This is a genomic window from Streptomyces sp. NPDC017936 (genome assembly GCF_044328485.1).
GTDB lineage: Bacteria > Actinomycetota > Actinomycetes > Streptomycetales > Streptomycetaceae > Streptomyces.
Map to the genome: position 1 here is coordinate 84,349 of NZ_JBIRHK010000020.1, position 17,581 is coordinate 101,929.

The window sequence follows — 17,581 nt, forward strand, 5'->3', positions numbered from 1 at the left end:
CCCGCGCGGTGGGGCCGGTGCTCACCAACGGGCCACCGCCAGCCCGTACATGGCGATCCAGGCCACGCCGATCAGGGTGAGGGGGCGGTCGCCGAGGACGACCTCCTCGGGTTCGCCGGCGGTGCCCCGGTCCGCGAAGACGGCGTACCGCAGGACCGCGAGGATGAACGCGACCATCGACAACTGGCGCCAGGGCAGGAGGTCGGCGTGCGGGACACCGCCCCCCTCCAGGGCCCACAGGCAGTAGCCGAGGACGGCGCCGGAGGCGGCCAGCTGCCACACGAAGCGCAGGTAGCCGGGGCTGTACTCGGTGAGCAGCGCGCGCGTGGCGCCCTCCCGGCCGGCCATCTGCACGGCCTCGGAGTAGCGCTTGGCCGACACCATGAACAGCGCCCCGAACCCGGTGGTGATCAGGAACCAGCGCGACAGCGGGATGCCGAGCGCGAGCCCGCCGGACATGGCCCGCATCAGGAACCCGGTCGTGACGACGGCGAGGTCGACGACCAGGACGTGCTTCAGGCTGACGCAGTACGCCAGTTGCATGCCGACGTACACCGCCAGGAGGGCCGCGACCGGGGGCCGGGTGAGCCAGAACGCGGCGGTGGGCGCGAGGACCGCGAGGGCGCCTCCCACGGCGTGGGCGACGGGCACCGGGACCTGTCCGGCGGCGACCGGGCGGTGCCGCTTGGTGGGGTGGGCGCGGTCGGCGGCGGCGTCCCGGGCGTCGTTGATCAGGTAGACGGCGGCGGAGCAGGCGGTGAACAGGGCGAAGACGAGGGCGAGGTGGGTGAGCGCCGGCCAGGAGAAGAGCCGTCCGGCGGCCGCGGGCGCGGCGACGACCAGGGCGTTCTTGACCCACTGCTTGGGTCGGGCGGTGCGCAGGAGGCCGGCGAGGAGGGTGCCGGTGCGGGCGCCGGTGCCGGGCGGTGCCGGCCGGCGGGTGCCGGGGTGCCGGTCCGGGTGGGGGCAGGCGGCGGGGCACGGCGGGGGGCACGCGGTGGGGCACCGGGTGCCGGCGAGGGGCACGGCGTCAGTCATGTGCTCCCCCCTGCACCTCCCGCACGCCCCCTTTCACCCAGCGCGCTCCCGCGCGCGCCGTGAGCGCTCCCAGCGCCGCGCCGGCCGCCACGTCGGTGGGGTAGTGGACGCCGACGACCAGGCGCGAGAGGCACATCGCGGCGGCCAGCGGGGGCACGCCCCGCACTCCCAGGGCGCCGTAGGCGACGGCGGCGGCCGCCGCGGAGGTCGCGTGCGAGCTGGGGAAGGAGTGCCGGCCGGCGGTGCGCACCAGCGGCTCGACGTGGACGGGACGGGGGCGGCGCACGATCCGCTTCACGAGCGAGCCGACGAGGTGGGCGCCCGCGGTGAGCGCCGTGGCGCGCAGCCAGGCGCCGCGCCGCGGGACGTCCACGACGGCGCCCGCGAGCCCCGCCGCGAGCCACAGGGCTCCGTGCTCGCCCGCCCGGGAGAGCGCGCACGCGACGCGGGCCACACGAGGATCCGCACCCCGCGCGTGGAGCGCCGCGAGGATGCGGTGGTCGAGGTCATCCGTGGGACGGTCCATGGAGAGCCACTGTTCACGCCGACCGCTCCGGAACTCCGGCAATATCCGACGACATCCCATTAATCACCCGTTTCAGTGAGGGAACGAATGTTTCTGAACTTGTCGGTCACAAAGGGGCGATACGGTCGCCGACATGCCTGCCGAGACCGCTGCCGGGGCCTTTTCCGGGGCCCCTCCCGCGACCGTGCCCCTCACGGGATGGGGCCGCACCGCCCCCTCCGTCGCCCGGCTGACCCGCCCCCGGACGTACGAAGAGGCCGTGGCCGCGGTCCGGGGCTGCGGGCCGCGCGGAGGCATCGCCCGGGGTCTGGGGCGGGCGTACGGGGACGCGGCGCAGAACGCCGGCGGGACCGTGTTCGACATGACGGGCCTGGACCGGATCCACTCCGTCGACGTCGCCGGCGGGACCGTCCTGTGCGACGCGGGCGTCTCCCTGCACCGCCTCATGGAGGTCCTGCTGCCGCTGGGCTGGTTCGTGCCGGTCACCCCCGGCACCCGTCACGTGACCGTGGGCGGCGCGATCGGCGCCGACATCCACGGCAAGAACCACCACGGGGCCGGCTCCTTCTCCCGCCACGTCCTGTCGCTGGAGCTGCTCACCGCCGACGGCTCGGTCCGCACGGTCGGCCGCGGCACCCCCCTGTTCGACGCGACCGCCGGCGGCATGGGCCTGACCGGCGTGATCCTCACGGCCACCGTCCGCCTCCAGCCGGTCGAGACGACGTTCATGACGGTCGACACCGAACGCGTGAGCGACCTCGACGCCCTGATGACCCGGCTGACGGCCACCGACCACCGCCACCGCTACTCGGTCGCCTGGATCGACCTCCTCGCGCGCGGCGCGGCCACCGGACGCGCCGTGCTGACCCGCGGCGACCACACCCCCCTCGACGCCCTGCCCGCCCGTGCGCGCAGGGCCCCGCTCGCCTTCCGCCCCTCCCGCCTCCCGCCCGCCCCGGCCTTCCTCCCGGACGGACTGCTCACCCGCCGGACCGTGGGGCTGTTCAACGAACTCTGGTACCGCAGGGCCCCCCACGCGCGGACCGGCGAGATCCAGAGGCTGTCCGCCTTCTTCCACCCCCTCGACGGCGTCCCCCACTGGAACCGCGTCTACGGCCGCGGCGGCTTCGTGCAGTACCAGTTCGTCGTCGGGCACGGCGAACAGGACGCCGTGCGCCGGATCGTGGGCCGCATCGCGCGCCGCGGATGCCCGTCCTTCCTGGCCGTCCTCAAGCGCTTCGGGGAGGCCGACCCGGGCTGGCTCTCCTTCCCCCGGCCGGGCTGGACGCTGGCCCTGGACATCCCGGCCGGACTGCCCGGCCTCGCCGCCTTCCTCGACGAACTCGACGAGGAGGTCGCCACCGCCGGCGGACGCGTCTACCTCGCCAAGGACTCCCGGCTGCGGCCCGAGCTGCTCGCCGCGATGTACCCGCGACTGGACGACTTCCGCGCCCTGCGCGCCCGGCTGGACCCGCGCGGGATCTTCACCTCCGACCTCGCCCGCCGCCTCTCCCTGTAGGCGATCCGCCTCCAGGCCGTCCCCAAGGAGCTGTCGTGAAGGACGCCTTCGGCCTCCCCCAGTCCCTGCTCGTCCTCGGCGGCTCGTCCGAGATCGCGCTGGCCGTCGCGCGCCGCCTGATCGCCCGCCGCACCCGCACGGTCTGGCTGGCCGGGCGCCCCTCGACCGCCCTCGAACAGTCCGCGGCCGAACTGCGCGCCCTCGACGCCGAGGTGCGCATCGTGCCCTTCGACGCCCTCGACCCCGCGTCCCACGAGACCGTGCTCGGCAAGGTCTTCGCCGAGGGCGACGTCGACATGGTGCTGCTGGCGTTCGGTGTGCTCGGCGACCAGGCCCACGACGAGCGGGAGCCGGCGGCCGCCGTCCGCGTCGCGCAGACCAACTACACCGGAGCGGTCTCGGCCGGCCTGGTCGCCGCGCGCGCCCTCCAGTCCCAGGGCCACGGCTCCCTGGTCGTGCTCTCCTCCGTCGCCGGCGAACGCGCCCGCCGCGCCAACTTCATCTACGGCTCCAGCAAGGCCGGCCTGGACGCCTTCGCCCAGGGCCTGGGCGACGCGCTGCACGGCACCGGCGTCCACGTCATGGTCGTGCGCCCCGGGTTCGTGCGGACGAGGATGACCGCCGGACTCGAGGAGGCGCCGCTGGCGACCACCCCCGAGGCGGTCGCCACGGCCGTCGAGCTGGGGCTGCGGCGCCGTTCGGAGACGGTGTGGGTGCCGGGGGTGCTGCGGGTGGTGATGTCGGTGCTGCGGCACCTGCCCCGCGGCGTCCTGCGGAGACTGACCGTCTGAGGCCGGCCGGGCCGGGCCGCCCGTCCGGGGCGCGTGCTACCGGGCGGACAGGGGGTCGTGCTCGACGTGCGCGGCCTGCGGGGGCACCACGGGGCCTCCGAAGGCGTACTCGCGCAGCTTGCGCCACACGCCGTCGGCGCCCTGCTCGTAGAGGGCGAACCCGGTGCAGGACCACTGGGCCGCGTAGTCGGCGAGCTCCTCGAACGCCCGGTCCATCGCCGCGTCGTCGATGCCGTGCGCCACGGTGACGTGCGGGTGGTAGGGGAACTGCAGTTCGCGGGCGACGGGCCCGGAGGCGTCGCGGATCCGCGCCTGCAGCCGGGCGCACGCCTCGGCGCCCTCGACGATCCGCACGTACACCACCGGCGACACCGGCCGGAAGGTGCCCGTGCCCGACAGCCGCATGGGGAACGGACGGCCCGCCGAGGCGACCGCGCCGAGGTGCGCCTCGACGGCCGGCAGCACGGTGTCGTCGATCTCGGTCGGCGGAAGCAGGGTGACGTGCGTGGGGATGCCGTGAGCCGCGGCGTCGCCGAAGCCCGCGCGCCGCTCCTGGAGCAGGCTGCCGTGGGGCTCCGGGACCGCGATCGACACGCCGATCGTTACGGTCCCCACGTCGTCTCCTGTCGTCGTGCCGGGTGTGCTGCCGGATGCTGCCGGATTCGTGCCGGTCGTGGCCGGTCGTACGGTTATCGACTGTACGGCCACGGCAGTCCCGTGGGCAGGCGCAGCAGAAGTGATGTGCAGCGCTCTGCCCGCGGAACGTGTGTGCGGTCGTGCGCCCTCAGTGCTTCGCGGGCAGGAAGCCGACCCTCTCGTACGCCTGGGAGAGCGTCTCCGTGGCGACGGCACGCGCCTTCTCGGCGCCCTTGGCGAGGATCGAGTCCAGCGTCTCGGGGTCGTCCAGGTACTGCTGCGTGCGGTCCCGGAACGGCGTCACGAACCCGACCACGACCTCGGCGAGGTCCGTCTTGAGCGCGCCGTAGAGCTTGCCCTCGTACTGCTGCTCCAGCTCCGGGACGCTCGTGCCGGTCAGCGTCGAGTAGATGGTGAGCAGGTTGCTCACGCCCGGCTTGTTCTCGGCGTCGTAGCGGATGACGGTGTCGGTGTCGGTGACCGCGCTCCTGACCTTCTTCGCCGTCGCCTTCGGCTCGTCGAGCAGGTTGATGAGGCCCTTCGGCGTGGACGCCGACTTGCTCATCTTGATCGACGGCTCCTGGAGGTCGTAGATCTTCGCCGTCTCCTTCAGGATGTACGGCTTGGGGATCGTGAAGGTCTCGCCGAAGCGGCCGTTGAAACGCTCGGCGAGGTCGCGGGTGAGCTCGATGTGCTGGCGCTGGTCCTCGCCCACCGGGACCTCGTGGGCCTGGTAGAGCAGGATGTCGGCCACCTGGAGGACCGGGTACGTGAACAGGCCGACGCTCGCGCGGTCGGCGCCCTGCTTGGCGGACTTGTCCTTGAACTGCGTCATGCGGGACGCCTCGCCGAAGCCGGTGAGGCAGTTCATGACCCAGGCGAGCTGCGCGTGCTCGGGGACGTGGCTCTGCACGAACAGCGTGCAGCGGTCCGGGTCGAGACCGGCCGCGAGGAGCTGGGCGGCGGCCAGGCGGGTGTTGGCCGTGAGCTCCTTCGGGTCCTGCGGGACCGTGATCGCGTGCAGGTCGACGACCATGTAGAACGCGTCGTGGGACTCCTGCAGGGCCACCCACTGGCGGACGGCGCCGAGATAGTTGCCGAGGTGGAACGAGCCTGCGGTGGGCTGGATTCCGGAGAGCACGCGGGGTCGGTCGTTGGCCATGTTCACCATTCTCTCAGGTCGCCGGGGGCGGCCTGAAACGTCCCCGGCGCCGTGACGCGCCGCGCGGCGGCCCGGCGTGGGACCGGACCGCCGCGCGGGAGGAGCAGGACGGGGAGCCGGGGCGTCGGCGGCCCCGGGGCGGGGGGCTCCCGCCCGGAGGCGTCAGCCCAGGTCGATCTCCGGGTACAGCGGGAAGCCGGCCACGAGGTCGGTCGCGCGGCGGGAGATCTCGTCCGCGATCTTGGGGTCGAGGACGTGACCGGCCTTGGAGGGGGCGCCCGACTTGGTGGTGCCCGGCTCGGCCGTGGTCAGGACGCGGTCGATGAGGCCGGCGACCTCGTCCATCTCGGCGGTGCCGAGGCCCCGGGTGGTCAGGGCGGGGGTGCCGACGCGGATGCCGGAGGTGTACCAGGCGCCGTTCGGGTCGGCGGGGATGGCGTTGCGGTTGGTGACGATGCCGGACTCCAGCAGGGCGGCCTCGGCCTGGCGGCCGGTGAGGCCGTAGGAGGTCGCGACGTCGATCAGGTTGAGGTGGTTGTCGGTGCCGCCGGTCACCAGGGTCGCGCCCCGGCGCGTCAGGCCCTCCGCCAGCGCGCGGGAGTTGTCCACGATCCGCCGGGCGTAGTCCTGGAAGGCGGGCTGCCGCGCCTCGGCGAGGGCGACCGCCTTCGCGGCCATGACGTGCGGGAGCGGGCCGCCGAGGACCATCGGGCAGCCGCGGTCCACCTGGTCCTTGAGGGAGTCGTCGCACAGCACCATGCCGCCGCGCGGGCCGCGCAGCGACTTGTGGGTGGTCGTGGTGACGATCTGGGCGTGCGGGACCGGGTCGAAGTCGCCGGTGAGGACCTTGCCGGCGACCAGACCGGCGAAGTGGGCCATGTCGACCATGAGCGTGGCGCCGACCTCGTCGGCGATCTCGCGCATGATCCGGAAGTTCACCAGACGGGGGTAGGCGGAGTACCCGGCGACGATGATCAGCGGCTTGAACTCGCGGGCGCTCGCGCGCAGGGCCTCGTAGTCGATCAGGCCGGTGGCCGGGTCGGTGCCGTAGGAACGCTGGTCGAACATCTTGCCGGAGATGTTCGGGCGGAAGCCGTGGGTGAGGTGGCCGCCGGCGTCCAGGGACATGCCGAGCATGCGCTGGTTGCCGAAGGCCTGGCGCAGCTCCGCCCAGTCGGCGTCGGTGAGGTCGTTGACCTGGCGGGCGCCGGCCTTCTCCAGGAAGGGGACCTCGACGCGGTCGGCGAGCACCGCCCAGAAGGCGACGAGGTTGGCGTCGATGCCGGAGTGCGGCTGGACGTAGGCGTGGCGGGCGCCGAAGAGCTCGCGGGCGTGCTCGGCGGCGAGGGACTCCACGGTGTCGACGTTGCGGCAGCCGGCGTAGAAGCGGCGGCCGACGGTGCCCTCGGCGTACTTGTCGCTGAACCAGTTGCCCATCGCCAGCAGGGTGGCCGGGGAGGCGTAGTTCTCGGAAGCGATCAGCTTGAGCATCTCGCGCTGGTCGGCGACCTCCTGGCCGATGGCGTCGGCGACGCGCGGCTCCACCGCGCGGATCACGTCGAGGGCGGCGCGGAAGGCGGTGGACTCGGTGGAGAGGGGCTGCTGCTCTGACATGTCGTCGGCCTCCGGTGGCGTGGCGTGCGAGCGGTCACGGTTCTCGGTCTGGCCCAGGCGCACGGCACTCGTCACTCAGGCCGCTCCCCGATGGTCCGTCCCATCCCTGCGCGCCAGTCACGGCCTGTCGAAAGCCTACCGGGCGCGCCGGGGCGCGAAGGTGCCGCGTCCACCATGCGAGCGACGATAGGAAGGGAGGGCGGCCGCACCGCGGCCACCCGGCAGCCGCTCTCCTGGAGGTCCCGTGAGCACCACGGAAACGCTCGTCGCCGCCGCCGAGCAGCACAGCGCGCACACCTACCACCCGCTGCCGGTGGTGATCGCCACCGCGGACGGCGCCTGGATGACCGACGTGGAGGGGAGGCGGTACCTGGATCTGCTGGCGGGTTACTCGGCCCTGAACTTCGGGCACGGCAACCGGCGGCTGATCGCGGCGGCGAAGGCGCAGCTGGAGCGGGTGACGCTGACGTCCCGGGCCTTCCACCACGACCGGTTCGCCGCCTTCTGCACGGAGCTGGCCGAGCTGTGCGGGATGGAGATGGTGCTGCCGATGAACACCGGCGCGGAGGCGGTGGAGACGGCGGTGAAGACGGCCCGCAAGTGGGGCTACCGGGTGAAGGGCGTGCCGGCGGAGATGGCGAAGATCGTCGTCGCGGGCAACAACTTCCACGGCCGGACGACGACGCTCATCAGCTTCTCCACCGACCCGGAGGCACGGGCGGACTACGGCCCCTACACGCCGGGCTTCGAGATCGTGCCGTACGGGGACGTGACGGCGCTGCGGGCGGCGGTGAGCGAGAACACGGTGGCGGTGCTGCTGGAGCCGGTCCAGGGCGAGGCGGGCGTGCTGGTGCCGCCGGCGGGCTACCTGGCGGCGGTGCGGGAGGTGACCCGGGAGCGGAACGTGCTGTTCGTCGCCGACGAGATCCAGTCGGGGCTGGGCCGGACCGGGCGGACGTTCGCGTGCGAGCACGAGGGGGTGGTGCCGGACGTGTACGTGCTGGGGAAGGCGCTGGGCGGCGGGATCGTGCCGGTGTCGGCGGTGGTGTCGAGCGCCGACGTCCTCGGGGTCTTCCGGCCCGGGGAGCACGGGTCGACGTTCGGCGGGAACCCGTTGGCCTGCGCGGTGGCGCTGGAGGTGATCGCGATGCTGCGGTCGGGTGAGTTCCAGGCGCGGGCGGCGCGGCTCGGGGAGCGTCTGCTGCGGGAGCTGGGGGCGTTGACCGGCACCGGGCGGGTGACGGCGGTGCGCGGGCGCGGGCTGTGGGCGGGCGTGGACGTCGCGCCCCGGTACGGGACGGGGCGGGAGGTCTCCGAGAAGCTCATGGACCGGGGGGTGCTGGTGAAGGACACGCGCGGGGCGACGATCCGGATCGCGCCGCCGCTGGTGATCGGCGAGGAGGACCTGGACTGGGGCCTGGACCAGCTGCGGGCGGTGCTCGGGCTCTGAGACCCGTGCGGCGGGGCACGCCGGGGACGGGACCGGCCGGTCACGCTTCCGGGACGGGGCCGGCCGACGGCGCGTGCGCGGACGTCGTGCCGGCCGGCGCGGCGTGCCGCGGACGAGGCCGGCCTGCGGGGCGTGCCGTGGGCGCGGGGTTCCGGCGCGTCCGGGTGGTCCGGACGCGCGCGGGCCGGAACGGCGCGGCCGGTCCGCGGGTTCAGAGGATCACGTGGGGCAGGAAGCGGGCGTACTCGTCCGTGATCAGGCCGGACGACTCCCGGATGCCGAGGCCGGCGGACTCGTCCGCGACCACCCAGGCGCCGAGGACGACGTGGTTGCCGTCGAAGGCGGGCAGCGGCGCCAGCTCCTGGTAGCAGCAGGGCTCCTCGCGGACGACGGCGGCCGGGCCGTCCGGCGCGCCGGGTGCGTGGACGGTGACGCCGGCGCCCTCGCGGCCGAGCAGCGGCTTGGCGACGTAGCCCGTCGTCGTCGCCAGCTCCCTCGGGCCGTCCAGGTAGGCGGGCAGGAGGTTGGGGTGTCCGGGGTGGAGCTCCCACAGGACCGCCAGCAGCGCCTTGTTGCTCAGCAGCATCTTCCAGGCGGGCTCGATCCACAGCGTGGTGCCCGTGCCGCCGCCGTTGTCGAGGGTGTCGAGGACGTGGCCGGCGAAGCGGTCGGTGGTCAGCCACTCCCAGGGGTAGAGCTTGAAGCAGCTGCGGACGAAGCGGAGCCGGTGGTCGACGAAGCGGCCGGAGAGGCGGTCCCAGCCGATGTCCTCCATGGGGATCCAGGCGGTGTCGAGGCCGGCCTGTTCGGCCGTCTCCTTCAGGTAGGCGACCGTCATCAGGTCCTCGCCGAGTTCGTCGGCGAGGGAGTGCGCGAAGTACAGCGGACCACCGGGCGGGAGGAGCGGGGCCTGCTTGCGCCAGGCGTCCACGAGGCGTTCGTGCAGGGAGTTCCACTGGTCGGCGCCGGGGAACCGTTCCTCCATCCAGAACCACTGGGGACTCGCCGCCTCCACCAGGGAGGTCGGGGTGTCGGCGTTGTACTCCAGCAGCTTGGCTGGGCCGCCGCCGTCGTAGCGCAGGTCGAAGCGGCCGTAGACGGAGGGGAGTTCGGCGCGGCGGTGCCAGGCCTCGGTGACCGCCGCCGCGACGCGCGGGTCGGTGATGCCGAGGTCGGCGAGGCGGTCGGTCTCGACGATGTGGGCGGCCGCGGCGAGGCACATGCGGTGGAGTTCCTCGACGGTCTCCTCCAGCGCCTCCACCTCGTCGAGGCCGAAGACGTAGTAGGCGCTCTCGTCCCAGTAGGGGCGCAGCGCGCCGTCGGGGTGGCGGGTGAGGGGGTGGACGAGGCCCTGCTCCTCGACGGTCTGCTGCCAGCCGGGGCGGGGGTCTGTCGTGCGGCGTTCCATGGCGTGCTCTCGCGGGGCGTCCGGGGGTGCGCTCAGCCGCCGCCGCTGCCGGAGCCCGAGCAGCCGAAGCCGCCGCGGTCCACGGCCTCGCTGCGGCTGAAGGTGCCGTCGTCGGCGTAGCCGGAGCTGACGTCGGCGTCGTAGTACCAGGCGGCGTCCGTCTTCTTGCCCGAGCCGGAGCCGCCGGACGTGCCGGAGGTGCCGCTCCCGGTCTTCTTGCGGCCGGCGCCCGACGAACCCGAGGCGGAGGACGAGCAGTTCTTGTCGGCGACGACCTTGTAGCCGTGGACGTAGTCGTAGCTGTCGCGGTCCACGCAGCGGCGGTCGGGGTCGGAACCGCAGGAGGTGAGGGCCGCCGCGACGACGCCCATGCCGCCGAGGACGACCGTGCTGGAGCGCAGCCGTCTGCGTGTGTCCGCCATGTCCCCGTCTCCCCGTCGTCCCGGTGTGCGGTGCGTGTGTCCGGCGGCCAGCCTAGAGAGCTGCGGGAACGCGCCCGCGGCGGGCCCCCGGACCGGCCGCTCGACCACGGCCCGTTTGCGCCGTTCGCCGCGGTACGCCCCCTTGGTGCGGCGGTCCGCCGCGGTACGGCGGCGGTGGGCGCGGGGGGTGCCGGGGTGCGCACGCGGGAGGAGCGGCACGGGTGGCGGTGCCGGCGCCCGCGATCGCCGCCGGAGGGGCGGGCGCCGGCGCCCGCGCCCGTGCCGGTCATTCGGGCAGCACCGCGCACAGCGCGTCCAGCGCCGCCGACCACGCGTGGTCCGGTGGGGTCGCGTACCCCACGACGAGCGCGTCGCAGCGCTCCACGGCCGCCTCGGGGTGCCGGTGCCGGTGCAGTCCGTCCACCGCCAGCCCCCGCCAGGCCGCCGCCCGCAGGGTCTGCGGCTCGGTGCCCTCGGGGAGCCGGAGCAGCACGTGCAGGCCCGCCGCGATGCCGGTGGCGCGGACCGAGGGGGCCCGCTGCGCGAGTGCGGCCACCAGGGCGTCCCGACGGCGCCGGTAGCGCAGCCGGGCCGCGCGGATGTGGCGGTCGTAGGCGCCCGAGGTGATGAACTCCGCCAGCGTCAGCTGGTCCAGCACCCCGCACGTGTCGACGCCGCCCTTGGCGTCGGCGACCTCCTGGAGCAGTCCGGGCGGCAGCACCGCCCAGCCCAGCCGCAGGCCGGGGGCGAGGGACTTGCTCGCGGTGCCCAGGTAGACGACGTGGCCGGGGTCCAGGCCCTGGAGCGCGCCGACGGGCTGGCGGTCGTAGCGGAACTCGCCGTCGTAGTCGTCCTCCAGGACCAGGCCGCCGGTGCGCCGCGCCCACTCCAGCACGGCCGCCCGCCGTTCGCGGTGCAGGGGCACGCCCATCGGGAACTGGTGGGCCGGGGTGAGCAGCACGGCGCCCGCGTCCGCCAGGCCGGCCGGGTCCGTGCCGAGTCCGTCGAACGGCAGGGGCGCGGTGCGCAGGCCGGCGGCCTCCAGCAGCTCGCGGTGCGGACGCAGGCCGTACGACTCGACGGCGACCGTGCGCACCCCGCGTGCCTTCAGGACCGCGGCGAGGAGGCCCAGGCCGTGCGAGATGCCGGCGCACACCACGACGCGGTCGGGGCCGGCGCGCAGCCCCCGCGCGCGGGCGAGGTAGCCGGCGAGCGCGGTGCGCAGTTCGGCACGGCCGCGGGGGTCACCGTAGCCCAGGGCGTGGTACGGCGCCGAGGTCAGGGCGCGGCGCGCCGCCCTGAGCCACTCGGCGCGCGGGAAGGACGCGAGGTCGGGCCGGCCGGGGAGCAGGTCGTGGGCGGGCTGTTCGCGCTCACGGGGGCGGGGCGCCGCGCCGGCCGACGGGGCCGGCGGGGCCGCCACCCGCTCGGCCACCCGGGTGCCCGAGCCCTGCCGGGCGGTGAGCCAGCCCTCGGCGACCAGGTCGGCGAAGGCGTCGGCGACGGTGTTGCGGGCGACGCCGAGGTCGGCGGCGAGCGCGCGGGAGGAGGGCAGCCGGGTGCCGGGGGCCAGCCGGCCGCTGCGGACCGCCTCGCGCAGGGCGTCGGTCAGGCCTCTGCGCAGGCCCGGACCGGACGGTTCGAGATGGAGGTCGACGCCCGAAGTGGCCCAGTGTTCCGGCATGGAAGTGGACCATACCCGTGGGCAGTTCCGCTCCTAGGGTCGAGGGCATGACGACGTACGACGAGAGCACGACGACCGTGGAACACGCCCCCGCGCACACTCCCCGCCTGGCCTGGGCGGAGCTGGCCCCCGACGTCTTCAAGGCGATGGTCCGGCTGGACGCCGCCGCCCGGAAGGGCCTCGACGCGAAGCTGCTGGAACTGGTGAAGATCCGCGCCTCGCAGATCAACCGCTGCGCGCTCTGCGTCGACATGCACAGCAAGGACGCGCTCGCGGCGGGCGAGAGCGTCCAGCGGATCATCCAGCTCAGCGCGTGGGAGGAGTCGGAGCACTTCTACACGGAGCAGGAGCTCGCGGCGCTGGCGCTGACGGAGGCGGTGACGGTCCTCACGGACGGCTTCGTCCCGGACGCGGTGTACGAGCGGGCCGCCGAGCACTTCGAGGAGGCGGAGCTGGCCCAGCTGATCGCCGCGATCACGGTGATCAACGCGTGGAACCGGTTCGGGGTGACCTGCCGGCTGGTCCCGGGGCACTACGAGCCGGGGCGGCACGCGTGACCGAGCCGCGTACCGCGCTGCTGGACCCGGCCGTCGGAGAGGCCATGTCCGCGCTCAGCGCCGCCGCCAGGAGGGGGCTCGGCGACCCCGCGCTCGCCGAGCTCGTCGTGGTCCGGGCCTCCCAGCTCAACCACTGCGCGTTCTGCCTCGACATGCACCTCGCGCTCGCCCGCGAGCACGGTGTCGGCCAGAGGCAGCTCGACCTGCTGAGCGCCTGGGAGGAGGCCGGGGACGTCTACGACGAGCGGGAACGGGCCGCGCTGGCGCTGACGGAGGCGGTGACGGTCCTCACGGACGGCTTCGTCCCGGACGCGGTGTACGAGCGGGCCGCCGAGCACTTCGACGAGACCCGGCTCGCCCATCTCGTCGCGCTGGTCGTCGCCGTCAACAACTGGAACCGGGTGATGGTCTCCCGCCGTGTCCCACCGGGAGGTCACCGGCCGTGAGCAAGATCGAGACGTTCCGTGCGCTGCACCGCCGTCCCGTGCCCGAGGACCCGCTGGTCCTGCCCGGCCCCTGGGACGCGGCCAGCGCCCGGGTCCTCGCCGACGCCGGCTTCCCCGCGCTCGCCACGCCCAGCGCGGGCATCGCCGCCTCCCTCGGCCACCAGGACGGGCGCACCCCGGCGGACGAGATGTTCGCGGCGGTCGCGCGGATCGCGCGGGCGGTGGACGTGCCGGTGTCGGCGGACGTCGAGCACGGCTACGGCCTGCCGCCGAAGGAACTGGTCGAACGGCTGCTGGAGGCCGGCGTCGTGGGCTGCAACCTCGAGGACTCCGTCGGAGGCGTCCTCAAGGACGCGCACGCCCACGCCGACTGGCTCGCCGAGGTGCGGTCGGCGGCCGCCGACCGGCTCTTCGTGAACGCCCGCGTCGACACCTTCCTGCGGGGCGTCACCGATCCCGGCCGCGCCATCGAGCGGGCCGCGCTGTACGTCGCCGCCGGCGCCGACTGCGTGTACCCGATCGGCGCCCCGGTCGCCGTGCTGCCGCTGCTGCGGTCCGGGATCCGGGGACCGGTCAACGTGCTCGCCCGGCTGGACGGCGAGGACCCCTCGCCCGGCGAGCTCGGTGCGCTCGGGGCCACCCGCGTCACGTTCGGACCGGGACTGCAGCGCCGGACGGCCCGGGCCCTGCGGGAGACGGCCGACCGGCTCAGGGACGGCCTCGCCGGCCCGGCGGGCAGGGGCGGCCGGGACGGTGGGCGCTCCCGGTAGCTGCGGCCGGCTCGCGGGGGACGGGAGCGCGACGGTCCGGAGCGGACGACGCGTCAGAAGTGCGCGGGCGGCCAGAAGTCCACGCGCATCACCACCCGCCGCGGCGTCGGCCGGCTCACCTCCGTGAAGCCCGCCGCGGCGAACACCTCGCGGCTGCCGACGTGCAGCTCACCCCAGGTGATCTCCACGCCCGGTGTCGTGATCACCGGGTAGGCCTCCAGGGCGCGGGCGCCGCGGTCGCGGGCGGGAGGGGCCGGCGGCCCCCCGTCACGAGCTCCCGCCCCGCCCCGCCGCGGGCGACGCGCCGGGTGCCGTCCTCGCGCCCGGCCGAGCGCGCGGCACGGTGAACGCACCGGTCCCCGGGCGGCCGCGGCCGCCCGGGGACCGGTGCGGGAGAACAGCGGGAGGACTCAGATGAGGCCGAGCGAGCGGACCGCCTCGCGCTCCTCCTCCAGCTCCTTCACGGAGGCGTCGATCCGGGCGCGGGAGAACTCGTTGATCTCCAGGCCCTGGACGATCTCGTACGCGCCGTCCTTGGTGGTGACGGGGAAGGAGGAGATCAGGCCCTCCGGGACGCCGTAGGAGCCGTCGGACGGGATGCCCATGGAGACCCAGTCGCCCTCGGCGGTGCCGTTGACCCACGTGTGGACGTGGTCGATGGCGGCGTTGGCGGCGGAGGCGGCCGACGAGGCGCCACGGGCCTCGATGATCGCGGCACCGCGCTTGGCGACGGTCGGGATGAAGTCCTCGGCCAGCCACTTCTCGTCGTTGACGACCTCGGCGGCGTTCTTGCCGGCGACGGTGGCGTGGAAGATGTCCGGGTACTGGGTGGCGGAGTGGTTGCCCCAGATGGTCAGGCGCTTGATGTCGGCGACCGTCGAGCCCGTCTTCTTCGCGAGCTGGGTCAGCGCGCGGTTGTGGTCGAGGCGGGTCATCGCGGTGAAGCGCTCGGCCGGTACGTCCGGGGCGGCGGCCTGGGCGATGAGGGCGTTGGTGTTGGCCGGGTTGCCGACGACGAGGACCTTGACGTCGTCCGCCGCGTGGTCGTTGATGGCCTTGCCCTGCGGCTTGAAGATGCCGCCGTTGGCCTCGAGGAGGTCACCGCGCTCCATGCCCTTGGTGCGGGGGCGGGCGCCGACGAGGAGGGCGACGTTGGTGCCGTCGAACGCGACGTTCGGGTCGTCCGAGATGTCGATGCCCTGCAGGAGCGGGAACGCGCAGTCGTCCAGCTCCATGGCCGTGCCCTCGGCCGCCTTCAGCGCCGGGGTGATCTCCAGCAGGCGCAGCTTGACCGGCACGTCCGCGCCGAGCAGCTGGCCGGAGGCGATGCGGAAGAGCAGGGCGTAACCGATCTGGCCGGCCGCGCCGGTGACGGTGACGTTCACGGGAGTGCGGGTCATGGCGTTCTCCGTATGACAGCTGGCGGTGGGGCGTCCCTGCCCCGGACGTTTGATCGATCTCTTGGCATCAAGAGATCTCTCGGCGGTCAGGCTATCGCGCATCCGGGATGCCGGACGGCCGGGGTGGAGTGTGGTCCGTCCCACAGCCCGGTGGGCCGGTGCGCCCGCCCGGTCCGAATCCCGGCCCCGGAGCCGGCACGAAGCGGCGGCCGCCGGTCCGGGAGAGGGGAACGGGCGGCCGCCGGGTGGGGGTGCCGGGTGGTGCCGGACTCCCGTGGGGGTACGTGTCGCGTGCCCACGGACGGCTCCGGTATTCCTGTGCGCACCGGTTTTTTCGCCCGCGCGCCGCGACTCACCCGGTCGGCCCAACGGGTGATCCGGTCGGCCCGGCGGGTGGCTCACCGGACGGTTCCCGGGGCGGCCCGCCTCCTACGGCGTGCAGCCCTCCCGGCCCGATGCCAGCACCGCGCACACCCGCGCCTCCCCCGGCTCCTTCACCGCGATCATCGGGGTGTACGCGATCGTGTCGCCGGCGGTGGTGACGTCGCCGGTCTGCCGGACGGAGCCGACCGTCACCCGCACCACGTCGCCCGGACCGGCCTGGGTGATCCGTCCCCAGGCCGCACCGCACGTCCTGCTGTAGCGGACCTCGACGAGGGTCGTGCCGACGGTCACGCTCTCGGCCGTGGTCCCGAGGCCGCCGCTGCACCCCATCGCCTCCGCGTCCTTGCCGGTGCAGGCGGCTCCGGCGCACAGCACGCCCGGCGGCAGGGAGGGACGGGGGGTGGCGGACGGGGAGGGAGAGGTGGAGGCGGCCGCGTTCCGCGGCGGGTCGCCGCCGTCGGTGAGGAAGAAGGCGCCCACGACGACGATCACCACCCCGGCCACGCCGGCGAGGAACAGCGCCGGCCGCCGCGCGTGGCGGCTCGTGGGCGGACCGGCCTCCTCCCGGGAAGCCGCACCGGGGTCCCCGGGGACCGACGGCGGGACGGGGGCGGCACCCGCGGGACGGGCGGCGCCGGGCTTCGGCGCCGTCACCGTCTGCGCGCGGGAGAGGCGTACGGCCTGCGACGCCCGGTCGTCCCGCAGCTCCGTCCGGCTCCAGGCGCGTTCGGCCAGCTCCCACAGGGTGACCAGGGGGGCGGGGTCGGTGCCGGTGACCTCGGCGAGCGCGACGACCGCGCCCTTGGGGGCGAGCAGCCGGCCGTTGAGGTACCGCTCCCAGGACGCCTTGCCGTAGTGCGTGCGGTCGGCGAGCTGATCCAGGGTCAGGCCGCCGCGGTCCACGACCCGGCGCAGCTGACCGGCGAACTCCCTGACCTGCGGGTCGAGTGCGTCCGGCAGGTCCTTCCAGCGCGGCATCGATCCCCCCCTTCCTCCGCCGTGTCCCCTTCCGGCCACGTTAGCGCTCAGCCGGACGTCACGGCTCCTGAGACCGCGGCGACCAGCAGGAACAGCAACAGCAGAACCGCCGTCAGGAGGAGCCGCCGGCCGGCGGGCCGGGGCGCCGGCTCCTGCGGACGGTCCCACCAGGGGACCGTGGGCTCGTCCTCGTAGTCCCCGGTGTCCCGCGCGCCCTCCGGACGCCCCGGGCCGTCGGTGTGCCCCGCGTTCCCCGGGCCGTCCGTGGCGCCCGGGTCCGTGACGGGCGGTGGAGCGGGTCTGGGCCAGGCCTCGACGGCCAGTTCCCAGCGGACCGAGTGGCGTTCGGCGTCCGGGCCGGCCAGGCCCGCGACCCGGCAGAGCGCGGCGACGGCCTGCCGGGGCGGCGGCTGGACGGCGTTGAGGTAGCGCTGCCAGGAGGACTTGCTGTACGCGGTGCGGGCGCCGAGCGCGGCCAGGCTGAGGCCGGTGGCGTCCTTCAGCTGCCGCAGCTGTTCCACGAAGTGCCGCACCTCCGACGGCAGTTCGTCGGGCAGCGGCTGCCAGGCACTCGTCACTCGGCGTCCCCCCGGTCCTCCCCTTCGGTCTGATCGGGGGACGACGTCCCGCGGCCGGCCGGTTCCCGGACCGGCGGGAACTGTGGCAGGGCGGGCACACGGTGGCGAAAGCGTCACCGCTGTGCCACAGCGCGCGGCCGGCCGTTGAACAGGGGGCCGGCGGTGCGGGAGCGTGGAACACGCCGGCGGCCCGTCCCGGCTCGGGGGAGGGGACGGGC

18 protein-coding genes and 1 riboswitch are annotated in these 17,581 nt (G+C 74.7%); of the genes, 6 read left to right on the plus strand and 12 right to left on the minus strand.

Going from position 1 to position 17,581, the window contains the following annotated elements; all coding sequences use genetic code 11:
• Nucleotides 1–21: 21 nt before the first annotated feature.
• Together ACH4F6_RS33415 and ACH4F6_RS33420 are read right to left on the minus strand one after the other, a co-directional pair.
• Nucleotides 22–1,038, minus strand: a complete 1,017-nt coding sequence (locus ACH4F6_RS33415; RefSeq protein ID WP_397964116.1) for a decaprenyl-phosphate phosphoribosyltransferase — start codon at nt 1,036–1,038, stop codon at nt 22–24.
• Nucleotides 1,031–1,564 (minus strand): phosphatase PAP2 family protein, encoded by a 534-nt coding sequence (locus tag ACH4F6_RS33420; RefSeq protein ID WP_397964117.1) that lies wholly within the window; start codon nt 1,562–1,564, stop codon nt 1,031–1,033. Before ACH4F6_RS33420 ends, ACH4F6_RS33415 begins: the two co-directional genes overlap by 8 nt.
• Before the next feature lie 133 nt (nt 1,565–1,697).
• Between ACH4F6_RS33420 and ACH4F6_RS33425 the strand changes: the two genes are divergently transcribed.
• Both ACH4F6_RS33425 and ACH4F6_RS33430 read left to right on the plus strand, forming a co-directional pair.
• Nucleotides 1,698–3,083: an FAD-binding protein gene (locus ACH4F6_RS33425; RefSeq protein WP_397964118.1), complete on the plus strand. Its 1,386-nt coding sequence runs from the start codon at nt 1,698–1,700 to the stop codon at nt 3,081–3,083.
• A gap of 35 nt (nt 3,084–3,118) precedes the next feature.
• Nucleotides 3,119–3,874, plus strand: a complete 756-nt coding sequence (locus ACH4F6_RS33430; RefSeq protein WP_397964119.1) for a decaprenylphospho-beta-D-erythro-pentofuranosid-2-ulose 2-reductase — start codon at nt 3,119–3,121, stop codon at nt 3,872–3,874.
• A gap of 36 nt (nt 3,875–3,910) precedes the next feature.
• Here the strand turns inward: ACH4F6_RS33430 and ACH4F6_RS33435 are convergent, their stop codons facing one another.
• The 3 genes from ACH4F6_RS33435 to ACH4F6_RS33445 form a co-directional block, all read right to left on the minus strand.
• Nucleotides 3,911–4,489 (minus strand): 2'-5' RNA ligase family protein, encoded by a 579-nt coding sequence (locus ACH4F6_RS33435; RefSeq protein ID WP_397964120.1) that lies wholly within the window; start codon nt 4,487–4,489, stop codon nt 3,911–3,913.
• A 169-nt stretch (nt 4,490–4,658) separates the two neighbouring features.
• Nucleotides 4,659–5,672: a tryptophan--tRNA ligase gene (trpS, locus tag ACH4F6_RS33440; protein WP_397964121.1), complete on the minus strand. Its 1,014-nt coding sequence runs from the start codon at nt 5,670–5,672 to the stop codon at nt 4,659–4,661.
• A 162-nt stretch (nt 5,673–5,834) separates the two neighbouring features.
• Nucleotides 5,835–7,286, minus strand: a complete 1,452-nt coding sequence (locus ACH4F6_RS33445; RefSeq protein WP_397964199.1) for a glycine hydroxymethyltransferase — start codon at nt 7,284–7,286, stop codon at nt 5,835–5,837.
• A 44-nt stretch (nt 7,287–7,330) separates the two neighbouring features.
• A riboswitch (ZMP/ZTP riboswitch) is annotated at nt 7,331–7,417 on the minus strand.
• A gap of 113 nt (nt 7,418–7,530) precedes the next feature.
• Between ACH4F6_RS33445 and rocD the strand changes: the two genes are divergently transcribed.
• Entirely contained in the window at nt 7,531–8,736 is a 1,206-nt protein-coding gene (rocD, locus tag ACH4F6_RS33450; RefSeq protein WP_397964122.1) for an ornithine--oxo-acid transaminase, read from the plus strand.
• A gap of 211 nt (nt 8,737–8,947) precedes the next feature.
• Here the strand turns inward: rocD and ACH4F6_RS33455 are convergent, their stop codons facing one another.
• The 3 genes from ACH4F6_RS33455 to ACH4F6_RS33465 all read right to left on the minus strand — a co-directional run bounded on the left by ACH4F6_RS33455 (nt 8,948) and on the right by ACH4F6_RS33465 (nt 12,250).
• Nucleotides 8,948–10,144 (minus strand): glutathionylspermidine synthase family protein, encoded by a 1,197-nt coding sequence (locus ACH4F6_RS33455; RefSeq protein ID WP_397964123.1) that lies wholly within the window; start codon nt 10,142–10,144, stop codon nt 8,948–8,950.
• Between the two features lie 32 nt (nt 10,145–10,176).
• A complete protein-coding gene (locus ACH4F6_RS33460) occupies nt 10,177–10,566 on the minus strand; it encodes a hypothetical protein (RefSeq protein ID WP_397964124.1) in 390 nt (129 codons plus the stop codon).
• A gap of 286 nt (nt 10,567–10,852) precedes the next feature.
• Nucleotides 10,853–12,250 (minus strand): PLP-dependent aminotransferase family protein, encoded by a 1,398-nt coding sequence (locus tag ACH4F6_RS33465; protein ID WP_397964125.1) that lies wholly within the window; start codon nt 12,248–12,250, stop codon nt 10,853–10,855.
• Between the two features lie 47 nt (nt 12,251–12,297).
• Between ACH4F6_RS33465 and ACH4F6_RS33470 the strand changes: the two genes are divergently transcribed.
• Genes ACH4F6_RS33470 through ACH4F6_RS33480 form a run of 3 tightly spaced genes read left to right on the plus strand, consistent with a single transcriptional unit; the run spans nt 12,298 to nt 14,023 of the window.
• Nucleotides 12,298–12,807, plus strand: a complete 510-nt coding sequence (locus ACH4F6_RS33470; RefSeq protein WP_397964126.1) for a carboxymuconolactone decarboxylase family protein — start codon at nt 12,298–12,300, stop codon at nt 12,805–12,807.
• A complete protein-coding gene (locus tag ACH4F6_RS33475; RefSeq protein ID WP_397964127.1) occupies nt 12,804–13,253 on the plus strand; it encodes a carboxymuconolactone decarboxylase family protein in 450 nt (149 codons plus the stop codon). The genes ACH4F6_RS33470 and ACH4F6_RS33475 overlap by 4 nt, the downstream gene beginning before the upstream one ends.
• Entirely contained in the window at nt 13,250–14,023 is a 774-nt protein-coding gene (locus tag ACH4F6_RS33480) for an isocitrate lyase/phosphoenolpyruvate mutase family protein (RefSeq protein ID WP_397964128.1), read from the plus strand. Before ACH4F6_RS33475 ends, ACH4F6_RS33480 begins: the two co-directional genes overlap by 4 nt.
• Before the next feature lie 53 nt (nt 14,024–14,076).
• Here ACH4F6_RS33480 and ACH4F6_RS33485 read toward each other — a convergent pair whose 3' ends face one another.
• The 4 genes from ACH4F6_RS33485 to ACH4F6_RS33500 form a co-directional block, all read right to left on the minus strand.
• Nucleotides 14,077–14,229: a hypothetical protein gene (locus ACH4F6_RS33485; protein ID WP_397964129.1), complete on the minus strand. Its 153-nt coding sequence runs from the start codon at nt 14,227–14,229 to the stop codon at nt 14,077–14,079.
• Between the two features lie 204 nt (nt 14,230–14,433).
• On the minus strand, nt 14,434–15,423 hold the full coding sequence (locus tag ACH4F6_RS33490) for a malate dehydrogenase (protein WP_397964130.1): 990 nt from the start codon (nt 15,421–15,423) through the stop codon (nt 14,434–14,436).
• 429 nt (nt 15,424–15,852) lie between these two features.
• Complete coding sequence (locus tag ACH4F6_RS33495) at nt 15,853–16,785, minus strand: DUF2690 domain-containing protein (RefSeq protein ID WP_397964131.1); 933 nt, start codon at nt 16,783–16,785, stop codon at nt 15,853–15,855.
• Between the two features lie 47 nt (nt 16,786–16,832).
• Nucleotides 16,833–17,363, minus strand: a complete 531-nt coding sequence (locus ACH4F6_RS33500) for a helix-turn-helix domain-containing protein (protein WP_397964132.1) — start codon at nt 17,361–17,363, stop codon at nt 16,833–16,835.
• Nucleotides 17,364–17,581: the final 218 nt, after the last annotated feature.